General features: G+C 41.7%; 10 protein-coding genes. 6 read left to right on the top strand and 4 right to left on the bottom strand.

What is annotated here, in order from left to right; genetic code table 11:
* Positions 1-61: 61 nt before the first annotated feature.
* The 4 genes from U4956_RS05550 (at position 62) to U4956_RS05535 (ending at position 5,698) form a co-directional block, all read left to right on the top strand.
* A complete protein-coding gene (locus tag U4956_RS05550; protein WP_323089564.1) occupies positions 62-646 on the top strand; it encodes a hypothetical protein in 585 nt (194 codons plus the stop codon).
* Positions 647-1,717: 1,071 nt separating this feature from the next.
* Positions 1,718-3,250, top strand: coding sequence for a ribosomal protection-like ABC-F family protein (gene abc-f / locus U4956_RS05545; RefSeq protein ID WP_323089563.1), 1,533 nt, complete (start codon positions 1,718-1,720; stop codon positions 3,248-3,250).
* Positions 3,251-3,468: 218 nt separating this feature from the next.
* Positions 3,469-4,797 (top strand): MATE family efflux transporter, encoded by a 1,329-nt coding sequence (locus U4956_RS05540; RefSeq protein WP_323089562.1) that lies wholly within the window; start codon positions 3,469-3,471, stop codon positions 4,795-4,797.
* Positions 4,798-5,227: 430 nt separating this feature from the next.
* Positions 5,228-5,698: a YbaK/EbsC family protein gene (locus U4956_RS05535; protein ID WP_323089561.1), complete on the top strand. Its 471-nt coding sequence runs from the start codon at positions 5,228-5,230 to the stop codon at positions 5,696-5,698.
* A gap of 566 nt (positions 5,699-6,264) precedes the next feature.
* Here U4956_RS05535 and U4956_RS05530 read toward each other — a convergent pair.
* Positions 6,265-7,899 carry an ABC transporter ATP-binding protein gene (locus U4956_RS05530; protein ID WP_323089560.1) on the bottom strand — a complete coding sequence of 545 codons (1,635 nt, stop codon included), beginning with the start codon at positions 7,897-7,899 and terminating at the stop codon, positions 6,265-6,267.
* A 931-nt stretch (positions 7,900-8,830) separates the two neighbouring features.
* Entirely contained in the window at positions 8,831-9,958 is a 1,128-nt protein-coding gene (locus U4956_RS05525) for a radical SAM/SPASM domain-containing protein (RefSeq protein ID WP_323089559.1), read from the bottom strand.
* Between the two features lie 656 nt (positions 9,959-10,614).
* On the opposite strand from U4956_RS05525, the gene U4956_RS05520 reads away from it, so the two are divergent.
* Positions 10,615-10,800, top strand: coding sequence for a transposase (locus U4956_RS05520; protein WP_416347407.1), 186 nt, complete (start codon positions 10,615-10,617; stop codon positions 10,798-10,800).
* A gap of 91 nt (positions 10,801-10,891) precedes the next feature.
* Complete coding sequence (locus tag U4956_RS05515; RefSeq protein WP_323089558.1) at positions 10,892-11,212, top strand: hypothetical protein; 321 nt, start codon at positions 10,892-10,894, stop codon at positions 11,210-11,212.
* A gap of 35 nt (positions 11,213-11,247) precedes the next feature.
* On the opposite strand, the gene U4956_RS05510 is transcribed toward U4956_RS05515, so the two are convergent.
* Positions 11,248-12,384 carry a hypothetical protein gene (locus U4956_RS05510; protein ID WP_323089557.1) on the bottom strand — a complete coding sequence of 379 codons (1,137 nt, stop codon included), beginning with the start codon at positions 12,382-12,384 and terminating at the stop codon, positions 11,248-11,250.
* Positions 12,385-12,399: 15 nt separating this feature from the next.
* The gene (locus tag U4956_RS05505) at positions 12,400-13,068 is read right to left on the bottom strand and encodes a hypothetical protein (RefSeq protein ID WP_323089556.1); all 669 of its coding nucleotides are present in this window, start codon (positions 13,066-13,068) and stop codon (positions 12,400-12,402) included.
* Positions 13,069-13,439 lie beyond the last annotated feature (371 nt).

The raw sequence follows: 13,439 nt of genomic DNA, 5'->3' as shown, positions 1-13,439 counted from the left end.
AGCTATAAATGATATTTAATTTGTTTGATAGGGGCATTTTGCGCTTTTTTAGGAATAATGGGTGCAGGGGTTACAGAAAAAAGAAACCTATGAACCACAGGGAATGCTTGGAATCGATATTAATGATGGATTCTTCTCGGTTACTGAAAGTGACGGCCAGGGAAAATTTGTTTCTTCCCAGGATATCACCTATTCAAATTCAGGCTCCAAAGCGGTAAATGCCACCGTTATGGCTCAGAAGCTGTCTGAAATTTTTACCAGAGCAGAGAAGCTCCATTATGGGGTTGCCATCGAGACAATCAATCTTACGAAGAAGAAAACAAAGATTCAAAAGAGATGGGAAAGAAAATATAACCGAATGATTTCCAATTTCCCATACTTAAGATATATGGACAACTGTGAAGCATTATCACTTAAAAGCGGTGTTCCCCTTTATTACGTCTCCCCTTACTGGTCATCCGTTCTTGGAGACGAGAAGTACTCTGAAAAGCTGGGGATCAGCCGTCATCAGGCGGCAGCCTATGTGATTGCCCGGCGGGCTCAGAATTACAGCGAATTCTATATTCCTCCCAAAAAAGGAAAGTCCAAGGCAAAGAAAACTGTAACAAAGAAGTCTGAAACAAAGGCATCAAAACCATGTGCGTAACTGGCATTCAGCAATGATGTAAGTCCATTCTGCTTTGAAAATTCAGCCTCTTAGTCCACTTGATTGAAGAGGCCTCACTTGTTTTTATTGCGGCATGGGCGAAAGCCCAAGGTGTCTTGCAATGTATTTTTGAAATGCATTTAATCTGCAGTCCGCTATATATGAAGCGAGTCCAACTCTGTACAAACGCAAGTTTGTTGGGCACGGAAAAGTTTATCCTTCATCCCGGTTAATGGCCAGCGGATCATTAGCCTTGCTCTGAAGGTGAAAGAGCTTTTTTCAACCCAGCAGAGGAACCAGCCGTAGGGATTCTAGGGCAGCTTCATTTTATCCGTATAGCTGGATTAGCTAAAAATAGGCTACGGTTGAATTCCAACAGGTTTATTATAATTTTAAATACTATGTTCAACCATTCTTTTGGGCTGCAATTATGGGAGTGTCTTTGAAGATTCTCTACGATATTTTAAAAAAACTGGATAGAGAGAATTAGTTCAGGCGACCGAAACAGAGTTGCTTTTCTTTGATGAATGTGGTTAGCTTGAACAAGAAGATGAGAAAAACGAGGTGAAAAGATGAATTCCTTTTCCATTCGATAAGTAATCGATCCAGTCTTCCTTTAAAAATCAGGAAGAATCAAATTCTGTGGCCAATCACAAGCCAATATTGGCTTTAAAGCCGGCAACGATTGAATTGAAGTCTTTTTAAGATTTGTTTTCTGTTGTTTTTATCGTGCTTATTTGCAGAGCAGTCATGGAAAAATCGGATCGATCGGGAAAGGAAAATCTGTCACTCGATCTTCATTGTTTCTGTTGCAGTGCCATTGTGAACATTGCCAGATTCCATTTCAAATTTTCATCAATCATCATCAAAAGTGAACAAGAGACAGCCTGGTAAAACAGACAGGTCTTTCGGTCCATAGATCTTTTGATCTGCGGCTGCCATAAGCTTGTTCATTGCGCGAGCTTTTTGAATTTGGATGAAAGTTTACCGATATTTATCCTGATCATTCGAGTCACGGAGGTTTCTTTCCTGTGACTCTTTTTTTTGCATTGAAATCAGGAGGGAAGTACTATGGCACAAATTCAAATTCAACATCTGACTTTTGCTTATCCGACAGGCAGTGAAAATATTTTTGAAGATGTCAGTCTGCAGATTGATACCAACTGGAAGCTGGGACTGATTGGCCGTAACGGGCGGGGGAAGACCACCTTACTGAGGCTTTTACAAAATCGGTATGAATATACAGGGATGATTCAATCTCCCGTTCTTTTTGACTACTTTCCTTATCCGGTTGCAGACAAACAAAAACAGACTCGTGAGATTGTCCAGGAGATCAATCCGGAAGTGGAAGAATGGCAGGTTGATCGAGAACTGTCTTTTCTTGATGTAAACCCGGAAGTATTGGACCGCCCATTTGAAACGTTATCCAACGGGGAACAGACCAAGGTGCTGCTGGCAACATTGTTTTTAAAAGAAGGACACTTTCTGCTTATTGATGAACCGACCAATCATTTAGATCTGAACGGCCGCCAGCTGGTTGCCCAGTATTTGAAACGAAAACGGGGCTTCATTCTGGTCAGCCATGACCGGTCGTTTCTGGATGGCTGTATTGACCATGTCCTGGCAATCAATAAAGCCAGCATGGACATCCAAAGCGGGAACTACTCTTCCTGGCTTCAAAACTTTGAACAACGGCAGAGTGGAGAGCTTGCCCGCCATACCCAGTTGAAAAAAGAAATTGCATCCATGCAGAAGTCAGCCAGACAGCGGGCAGACTGGTCAAAGAAAACGGAAGCCCAAAAGTTTGGCAATGGACCGGTTGACCGGGGCTTTATTGGCCACAAATCGGCCAAGATGATGAAACGGGCGAAAGCAATCGAAAAGCGCCGGGCCGATGCCATTGAACAGAAAGCCGGACTTTTACAGGATCTCGAAACGATTGATGATCTGAAGCTGTTTCCTTTGCATGATATTTCCGGAGATCTGGTCGAGCTGGACGAGGTGGAAATTTTCTACGATGGTCATCCCGTGTCCAGACCAGTCAGCTTTCGGATTCAGGATAAAGAACGCATCGTTTTCAATGGAGTGAATGGATCTGGCAAGTCTTCTTTGTTGAAACTGATCTGCGGCTCTTCTTTGAGCGGGGCCGACCTGGAGTATCAGGGAACTTTATATAAACCGGCCAGACTTCGAATTTCCTATGTCTGCCAGGATCCTTCCTTTTTAAAGGGAGATCTGAAAACCTATGCCAGAGACCAGGAGATTGATGAAAGCCTGTTCAAGGCAATTTTACGCAAAATGGGATTTGAGAGAGCGCAGTTCGAAAAGCAGATGGAAGATTTTTCCGCAGGTCAGAAAAAGAAGGTCCTGATAGCGGGCAGCCTTTGCCAGAAAGCGCATCTCTACATCTGGGACGAACCGCTGAATTATATTGATCTGGATTCCCGGCGCCAGATTGAAGAGTTGATTCAACGTTTTGAGCCAACAATGATTCTGGTGGAACATGATGCCGCTTTCCAGCAGGCAGTGGCTACCCAGATTGTCAAAATTGAATCCGCAAAGACCGTAAGGGAAATGAACCGGATTGAAAAGCAGGCCAAATAGAAAAATGGCTCTGGCTCTGGCTCTGATTCTGGAGCGGATCTGGATTCAATTACGGCCAAAATCGAATGGCGACCAAAACCAGAAAACGGTCATTGAAAACAAGAGTGGGAAAAAACTTTGGATAAATACCATTTTTGCGGCGAAAAAAAGTTGTCTTCTTGACAAAGATCGATTAGAGTAGGTCGTACGTTCAATTTGAAAGGAGGCTTGATTTCTTTATGCAGATTCAGATTTCGGATCATTTCACAACCCCAAAACTGTTACGTTTTGCGTTTCCCAGCATTGTGATGATGGTCTTTACCAGTATGTATACCATTGTGGATGGGCTTTTTGTATCCAACCTGGTGGGTCAGGAAGCCTTTACTTCGCTCAACCTGATTTGGCCGGCGATTGGGATCTTTTCCGCTTTTGGATTTATGATCGGAACCGGAGGGACTGCCCTGGTTTCGAAAACACTGGGAGAAAAAAGAGAACAGCGTGCCTGTGAATACTTCACGATGCTGATCGTGTTTGAGATTCTTCTGGGCCTTTTGATTTCTGTGATGACGATGGTCGGAATTGAGCCTCTGGCCAGACTTTGTGGCGCAACCGAGGATCTGATTCCTGACTGCATCGCTTATGGTCTGCCTTTACTGGCGTGCATGGCTTTTAGCTTTCTGTCGGCTTCTTTCCAGTCTTTTCTGGTTGCAGCTGGCCAGCCGAAGATGGGACTGATGATTTCTCTGGCTGCCGGCGTGATGAATATGGTCATGGACTATGTCTGCATCGCAATCTTTGGCTGGGGAATTTTCGGGGCTGCCTTTGCGACTGGCCTGAACTGGGTAGTCGGAGCCGTCATTCCAATGGTCTGGTTTTATAAACATCAGGAAAGCCCGATTCATTTCACCAGATTTTCATGGCGCTTTGGTGCGCTGGGCAAAGCCTGTTTTAATGGCATGAGCGAGATGGTCAGCAATGTCTCCATGAACCTGGTTGCTTTGTTATACAATCTCGAACTGATGAAGATCGCCGGTCCGGATGGGGTTGTTGTTTACGGGATCATTCAGTATCTGACTTTCCTGTTTATTGCAGCATTTCTCGGATATTCCATGGCTACGGCTCCGTGCATCGGCTACCAGTATGGTGCCCAGAACCATGAAGAACTGAGCAGTCTTCTGAAAAAATCGATTGGCATCATTGCAGCGGCTTCTGTTGCGATCGTGATTCTGTCTGATGCTTTGGCTCCATTACTCAGTTCGATCTTTGTTTCTTATTCACCGACCTTGATGGAAATGACTCAGCATGCGATCCGGATTTATTCGCTGTGCTTTCTGGCGGCCGGATTTAACGTGTTTACATCCAGCTTCTTTACGGCTTTGAATAATGGTGTCGTTTCGGCTGTTGTGTCTTTGATGCGCACCTTTCTGTTTCAGGTCGGCGCAGTTTTACTTCTGCCGATCTGGTTTGGCTTAAATGGAATCTGGAGTGCGACAACGGTTGCCGAAGGCCTGTCGCTGGTGATGAGCATTGCCTTTCTGGTCTGCCTGCGTAAGCGGTATGGATATTAATTGGCTTCTTTGATCAATATATACGATATTTGGCATAGAGAATTCTACGGAGTCGACATGCAATGCGATATCTTCCGTTAAAGATAGAACACGTCTGAGAACTTGCACTTGAAAAGATAAAGAAGTTTAAAGCCTGGATTTTGCCTGAAAGGGCAGGGTTCAGGCTTTTTTTGATGAGCTGAAAATTGACGCTCAGCATTGGCTGACTTATGATTTTCAATATGTTTCTTTCTCTTTCTTTTCCTTACATCGTCTGGATTCCATTTTGTCCTCACTGTATTGGCTGACAATGTATCGGTACAGCATCGCTCAAAAAGACTGGGATGCATGGACCAGGATGAGCCAGAAAAAATCAGGAAAGGAAAAGATTAAAAAGATTGATCGGAAAAGACAACCTTCTGGAAATGAAGGACTGAAAGGATGTTTGAATATGTCAATTGAGCGTGTACGTAAAGAACTTGAACAATATGGAATTGCAGACAGAATCCTCGAACTGGATGCGTCCAGCGCAACGGTGGATCTGGCCGCAAAAGCTTTAGGTTGTGAGCCGGATCATATTGCCAAAACATTATCCTTTATGGGAAATGACGGTCCGATTCTGGTCGTGACTTCTGGTCTGGGTCGGGTACATAGCGGAAAGTTCAAACGGACGTTTCATACCAAAGCCACCATGCTCAAAGCCGATGAAGTTGAAGACCTGGTCGGTCATGCAGTGGGCGGGGTATGTCCGTTTGGCGTTAAAGACAATGTTTCAGTCTATCTGGATGAATCCCTTAAAAAATATGAGACTGTGTTTCCAGCCTGCGGCAGTTCAAACAGTGCCATTGAACTCACTTTACCGGAACTGGAAAAGTATTCCCATTCCAAAGGCTGGGTTGATGTTTGCAAAGATCAACAATAGTAGATTAAATCAATATTACGCTTAGAAATAAATATTAACGAATTAATCGGAATATAAGTTCAAACTGCAGCAAGTTTATCGCCACTTTATATAAAGAAACATGGTTTGATGGAGCATAGAGCATCATTTTTCAACAGAAGATGTGAACAGTAACTTTTTCAATGATCCAAAAAAAAGCGGAGATATTCTCTCAACTTCAGGACTTCCTATCGGAAAACCACTGAATTGGAAAAAATTCTTCGCTTTCTTGAACGGGCGGATGAGTGCGGGCGGGCTGACAGGCGCAAACAAGCAGACTTACCAGGGCAGAAGATGAACTGGCCGGCAGATTTTTCCCCAGCAAATCGATTCGTCTTTGGTTAAGTCAGCCGGCTTATTACGAATCCAGCTGTCTCCTGAACAGGCGTTGATCACACATTCGTTAGAACCACATAGAGAGCACGAGGCTCCATCAGAGGATCCAAAAACGTCTTGATTCAGAATAGGTTGTTTAATAAATTCCATAATGAGTAACCTTTTCCGAAAACCGGCTTTTCTATTCAGGTCTCCGGATGAGTCCTTTCTATCTAATCGATCTGATGTACCGCTGTTGAAGGCAGATCTTCTTTGATTTGTACTTTTTCTTTTCTTTCACCAATAACAATCGTTTCGTCCGCTATCTCTTTGATTCGCTGGTCATGAGAAGCAATAATGATGATATGCTCTTTTCTAAGCTGTTGGATGCACTCAATTAGCGTTTCTTTTGCTTTCTGGTCCAGATGATTGGTCGGTTCATCCAAAAGAAGAATCGGCCGATTGGCCGCAAGAGTTCTCATGATCGATATTTTTTGGAGCTGGCCAATTGAATATTCTTCCTTTTTGTGCTTGGATTTCTTATCCCCCAGCTCATCAATCCAGTTGCGCAGTTCCATCGGAACCGTTTTAAGTGAGACAAAGAGATTATCCATGGCATTGAGCTGATCAATATAAATCGGTTCTTGCGGTAAGTAGGAAACGGCCTGCCCCCGAAAACTGATCATTTCGGGCAAAGACAGCGGACTTTGATTCACTTTTCGCTTTCCCTGTACATAGCAGTTGGCAAGAAGCTTCAGAAATGTACTTTTCCCAGAACCGTTTGTTCCATACAAGCAGAATATTTTTCCCGAATCAAAGACTTTTTCCATCGACTGAAGAACCTGCTTTTCACCATATGAAAAATGATCTATTACAATCCCGTAAGACTCAATTTTACCATTGACAACTTTGTCAGCCTTGGCTTCTTTAGGCCTGTTCAGCAGAGCATTTAAACGCTGCCAGACTGATATTTGCGCCTGCCATCCATCTGCCAGACCTAAAAAGGATTCCAGAGAATTCAGAAACATCTGCAAATAGGAGATGGAAGCGACAAAATAGCCAAGATCCAGCTCATGGTGAATCACTTTTAAACCGCCAAACATCAGCAACAGCATTTGAGGAAGATAAAACAGAAGCTCCTTAGCAATCCCCAGACTATTGGTCAGCTTTGCCTGATGAACTGCCGATGTCTTGATTTGTTCACAACTTTCCTGAATATGGTTTCGAAAATAGGGCACGTTATTGAATTTCTGAAGCTGCCAATGCTGGAGCCATTGAAAAAAGGCAGAAAAATAATCCGTCTGCGCCTGAATATATTGTCTGGATCGAGATACAATCTGCTGTGAGGTCTGCTTGAGCAGCAGGCTATACAGAATGACACTTACAAAAGACATGAGCAAAAGGACAGGACTGATCTGTATTAAAAATACGCCGCAGATCAATCCGCTCAAAATCCAGCCGGGCAATGAAACCAATCCGTTTAAAGCAAACAAAATAAGTGAATTTACATCCTGATTAATCTGTTGATTGACTTTGACCAGATCCATGGATTCCAGCTCGAGAGCAGGAAGGTGAAGTACATGCCGGCAGACTCTTCCAATCAAATCCGTAGAAAGAGAAAGCTGAACCTTGATATTGAAAAGCATCTGCCTTCTTCCGATCCACATTCGCGCTGTAATCAGTACAAAGCTCAAAGCCACTAGTGTGATCAAAAAGGAGGGGTCGCATTCTTGTCCAATTTCATCAATCAGTCTGGCAGACAGCCATGTTGTCAGTAATGCCAATAGAGTCTGCGTTATCGCAAGTATCTGCAGATACAAAATGCCGAAAGACTCTTTTTTAAGATTTCGATACAGAAACTGAAACATGACTCAAGTTATTCGCAATCTAAATTTCCTGTAGGATTCAACTTCGTAGGATGGCATAAGTATCCAACACAGTACTGTTGACAACTTTTATAATCGCAAAAGTTAATTGTACACTTGTTATTTTCACAGTGATTACAACCACCTCCGTCGACAAAGCACAAAGGGCTTCCATTTAAGGACTGCGTACTGGCAGAAGGCGTAACAAGCAAAATCATCTTCATCCCTCTTCTTTCTTCCTTTTTAAGGATTTTTAGTCTGAAATTTAAACACTACTTTCAAGATGGGACCGACAAAAATACTGTAGGCAAATTGAGGTTTGTTATACATGAACATTCACGCTTAGAATTAACATTTTAGTGTTGTTTCGGGTCATATATCGCAAACGTTATTAGCCAGCCTAACCATGAAAAGGACTTTTGCCAGGCTCATCCTTTCAAAAAAGAAAAAACTGAACCATGTATTTACTCGATTAGAATTAAAATTTCAGATGCGTCAGATGTAATTTTTATGGGAAAATCGGGATCTTGAGCGATGTTTGTTCCAAAATTTTTGCTTCGTAAATTTGAAAAGCTTTCATCAGTAATCTGCTCCGATAAACATAGGAGCAATTTCTATACCAACAAACCATTAACAGAAGGTTGAAAAATCTCATAGCCATTTGAAAGCGGTTCCTTAGAACACGCATCGCACAAGACCAAAATGTATAATTGGATAATTGGATCTAAAACAGGCTACTCGTCAGATCCATGGTCAAAGGCTAATGGATCGTTGCGTGGGTTGCAGAGATGGCCCCAGCAGTGACTGGTACAGGAACGATAAGTGCAGCCATTGGTCCCACACGTCAAAATATTGCAATGAGCGCAATAGGCGCCGCTTGCATAGCACGTGCAGTTTGCTCTCGTACTGAGCGGTTGCTGTATAAATTGCATGATTATTCTGCCTCCGGCTTATTTGTCTGAGTACTTTGGATAAAATCCAGAATTCGTTCGTCCAAGGTGTATTTATAGCGCGAGCATACTTTTTTCTTTTGCCACTGATGAGGACACCCGCCAAGACAGAGCGGTAAATAAAAACAGTCTCGACATTCTGCATCCTGGGTAGCGTCCTGCATCAGATACTTCAAAAAGACTGAATTGACCTCAATGCCATCTTTCAGAGTTCCAGTTCTTCGCTCTTGGCGACCAATGTCATCCCAGCATCGGTAAATCGATCCATCACATCCAATAACAGCTGATAGCATAGTATCGGCCTGGCAGCAGTTAAAAAGTCGTAATGGATAAAGCAATCTTTCGTGATTAGGCATCTCAGAAATAAAACTAAAGTCAATTTGGGAATATTCTCCAATTTCCAGACAGGTGTTGGAATCATAGGTATCAAAGATTGACTGCACGTGCCCGGCGTAGGGATGGATCTTCTCTTCCATATGGTTTTCCTGAATCCATTCTCGAATTCGGATTAAAGAATCTACATTCGTTTTGTCGATGTTGACCCGAAGGGATACATGGGGTAGCTGGTCATAGTTTTCGAATAAATTTTGAATAATGGTCTGATACGTTCCCTGCCCATCAGCCAGGAACCGACGTTGATCATGCGTTGTTTTGTCCCCATCTAAAGTCACCTGGATCATGCTCACTTTCGCTTTATTCAGCTTTTCGATATTCTTCTTAGAAAGCAGATACCCATTGGTGATCATCGAGGCATTATAGGAAATATCATTCTTCTCACAGATCTCAATAAATTTTCTGCTCAGATCTGTAATCCGCTTCATTTCTAAAAGCGGCTCACCACCATACCAGCAGACCGATAAGACCTGAATCGATTGAGCCTGGCTTTCGACAAAATGAACCAATAAATCTGCAGTTTCATCACTCATTTTGCAATGAGAATAGGTTCCCTTTTCATAGCAGTAAACACAGCGAAAATTGCAGTCTGCAGTGGGTGCAATTGTCAATGTCAGATGCCGGCTTTGAAAGCGGCTTTGCTGCATCTCAAAACGGATCAGTTCAAGCTCATCCATGTTGTCCTGAAGAATAAATCCCCCATACAGCAGCTGAGACAAAAAATGCAAATCTGCTTGAAGAGCAGATAAATCTTTGCTTGAGATCTGTTTTGATTCTTCGGGAGATAGTTTTGCAAGAGCCTGAGTCCTCGCGTTAAATAAATACTGCTCATTATTAAAGGAGTATACTCTATTGTAGTTTGATAATTTATATTTCATTTTCCATCTTCTTTCGGCGATAAGATTACCCCAAATAATTCATGGCTTTTTTCACAAAACCATTTTTCGTGTTTTGTCTTCAACCAGATAAATGACCTTTCCGAGATGCTCCCAAATCCTCTGGTGGGAGTGATTTTGCTTGCCTGGTATATAAACAGCCTCAACAATTGCGGCTGAACCGAAACAATCGAACTGGCAGAGTCTTTGACAACATTTTGGACTTTGATAAACGCCATATGATGCATCACCCTTCAAATATAGTTCTAAGTAGAACTACATTTTAGTGTAGTTCAAAGAAAGTCAATGTCTAAATTTAGCCATACTTAAAGCACGGTATTTATTAATAAAAGAGTGTAGTTCTACTTTTAGCGGGATCTAAGGTTAACTATCAAAAACTAAGCTAAATGACATTGATCCATACCTCCAAAGAAAAACAAGTTCTTCGGCTAAAGTATAGAACGAATGGAAGCTAAAATCAGAACCATGGTTTTGTCTTAGTGGATCCAATCGGACTGACAAAATCAATTATGGGAATTATGTGCAACATTAAATCGGGAATTACTTTTACGAAGTTCCTAAGTCGCATGACTTCTCTGTGGACAAGAAGTTATTTCGTCAGCACAGCTGGTCAGGTCAGCGCAGAAACCGTTCAGCATTATGTAAAAAACCAAAAAACCAGATAATACTGGCAGAAATGAGCAGACCATGCACACTTTACAGTTCAAGCTAAACACAACAGCTTCCGACAGAAAAGAGCTTGAAAAACGTTTTCGAATGATGAACCAATGTCATAACGTCCTTGTCAAGCATGCGATCAACATACTGCATGGTCTGGATCGCAACCCAGAATATCGGATGCGTAAAGACCAGTACTGCACTCTGCTTCGCAAAGAAAAGCTCTCGAAAGCCAAACAGGCTGAAAAAAGAGCGCTCTCCAAACAGATGAAGCAGATCCGCAATGAGATGGGATGCAGTGAATACGGACTTCAGGACTATATCAAGCCCTGGGGAAAGAGAAACGGCGGCTGTCTCCAGTCTCAGCCTATTCAGGTTGAGGCATCCAGAGTATGGCATGGGGTTGGACGTGTGCTTTAGTTAAACACAGTGTTGGCACAAGATCCCAAAATTGCTCACAGATTGGTTGATTCTTTCGTTATTGTGTTAGAGCCGCACCAAATTGCCCGGGCATTTTCAACTCCATATGCATTCAAATTCATTATATTTTGAGTTTGAAGCTCCGGATCGTATGTAATTAGACAATTTTCAAAGAGAATCAGATAGAGCCCATTTTGCTTAGAAAACATCGGATTCAGAAATTCTCCATCTAGAATAGCTTGATCAAACTCAATAGTATTCATTGCATAGGTTATTGGATCAAAAAGAATGAATTGTACATTATCAGTTTTGTTAAAAGAAGTACGTCGAATAATTAATTGTTTTGTATCTGGATCAATTTCGATTCCATTACTGCCATAGTAGCCTAAATCAATATGTTCGATGACTTGTTGCGCTGAAAGATCGACGACAAATAAATTGTCAGACAGACCTGGCTCACGTGTTGCAAAATCCAATCCTTCGGAAGTTTGAACTACATAGGCGGTTTGTGTTTCCGGCATGATTGCCATTGAATAGCATCCTCCATCATAAACGCCCAAATCAATATCCATATCAATTTGTAAATCGGAATTGAAATGCAGGATATGATTTTCGATATAATCACCGATCGTTCCTTCTGGAATTAATGAGCACAGCAAATAATAGCCTGATGGGTCGGGAATCAGTTGATAGTCAACGAGCAGCTGCGGATTTGTATCAAAATAAGTAAAGGGCTTTTGTTGGATAAGTTCACCTTCTAAATTGCATTCGTTAATCATTCGTGAAGGAGTCCGGTTATCTATTGTTGCAATTCTGTCGCCATTTAAGCAAAAAGAATTGAGGGATGTAGTAGGAAGCAAAATATTATTTACTTCATAACGATCGAGATCAATAGATTCAAAATAAAATTCTGAACCAGGAAAACCAATGCATGGACCACCTATACAATTTGAATTCACTTCTTCAAATCGAAAAGAATAATATGTGTTGGAATTTCTTTTAGGCCGCTTGATTTGCTTTAAAATATTCCATTCTTTATCCAGAATAAGATAGTTTTGATCATTCATTAAAACGATTTGATCCGCTTTATCCGGTAATTGTATGTTGTTTTTGCATCCGATTATCTGGATACAAAAACACAGTATAGGAATTATCTTCATCCATTTTTTCATAAATTTGATTCCTGTCTATTCATAACGGAAAATCAGATCGGTAGCTGTGCTATGCAAGAGTTCAGCAGGAAAAATGTGCCAGGGGGAAGTATGAGGAAGCTGAACGCCAGTGCCAACTCGATATGCTTCATAAACCAATTGCGCGCATTGAAATTCATTTGTTTGATTAACGGTTGCCAATGGGTTGTAAGGTTTGTTTTGAATCGCCCATTGATCTGCGACTACGGCAGCTGCATGATCTTGTTCTATACTCGTCGATCTAACCCCGCATTGATAACATCTAACGCTCGGTTCTCGAATGTACCATTCACCATATCTTGTCCCAACACCTTCCACTTTATTCAAAGCTTCAGTTGTCGTATACGCCCATGAAGCGGATACGATTCCAGCATGTCCATGTTCAAATCCATAAGTTGTTGAATCACTTACACAAATTACACCATCCCGCCAACTCCAGGTTCCATTTGCTGCAATACGAGTATTTGGGTTTGTTCCCTTATCGGCAACTATGGGAGCATGACTTGCCCATTCAAAAGCATCATCCGTCAGTTTGTGAATTTCTTCTTCTGTTATACCTTGATACGGAAACATAGGTTCATCATCCACTTTTGCCAAAATAGGGTAATTAGTGCCTATAGTCGCAATTAAAGATAAAATAGCAGCGCTTATAAGAAATTTTTTCATGGTCAGTTCTCCTATTATCAGATTTTATATTTTTCTGCTTTAACAGTATTTGTTCTACATATTTGTAAATTGTTACTTTTATATTTTTTCAATATAGAAAATTGATCAAAAGTTTTTTTAGACATTCTTAAGATGCGACCAACAAAAGTGCCGAATTATCAGCTGTTCAACGCTGACATCTAGCTACCACAAACAGTTCTTGACTATATTTTCGATTGGCTTGTGAAATATTGGATGACATCACAAAATCGATCATCAGAAGCAGCTGTAAACAAAGATCAAGTGCCTTCTTGTGTATATTTCAGCACTCTTCTTACGTTTATAGCTAATACTGCCATGGCATAAGCGATTTTTTTACGCAAAAAGCCCCT

Origin of the sequence: Allobaculum sp. JKK-2023 (assembly GCF_034745455.1) — a bacterium.
Classification (GTDB): Bacteria; Bacillota_I; Bacilli_A; order Erysipelotrichales; family Erysipelotrichaceae; genus Allobaculum.
The sequence above is the reverse complement of the archived record's forward strand: the minus strand, read 5'-3'. Positions and strand labels throughout refer to the sequence as shown.

Bases quoted from the DNA above. Each gene is read 5' to 3' on its own strand.
- abc-f (WP_323089563.1), top strand. From the start codon at position 1,718: ATGGCACAAATTCAAATTCAACATCTGACTTTTGCTTATCCGACAGGC.
- U4956_RS05540 (WP_323089562.1), top strand. From the start codon at position 3,469: ATGCAGATTCAGATTTCGGATCATTTCACAACCCCAAAACTGTTACGT.
- U4956_RS05535 (WP_323089561.1), top strand. From the start codon at position 5,228: ATGTCAATTGAGCGTGTACGTAAAGAACTTGAACAATATGGAATTGCA.
- U4956_RS05530 (WP_323089560.1), bottom strand. From the start codon at position 7,899: ATGTTTCAGTTTCTGTATCGAAATCTTAAAAAAGAGTCTTTCGGCATT.
- U4956_RS05515 (WP_323089558.1), top strand. From the start codon at position 10,892: ATGATGAACCAATGTCATAACGTCCTTGTCAAGCATGCGATCAACATA.
- U4956_RS05510 (WP_323089557.1), bottom strand. From the start codon at position 12,384: ATGAAAAAATGGATGAAGATAATTCCTATACTGTGTTTTTGTATCCAG.
- U4956_RS05505 (WP_323089556.1), bottom strand. From the start codon at position 13,068: ATGAAAAAATTTCTTATAAGCGCTGCTATTTTATCTTTAATTGCGACT.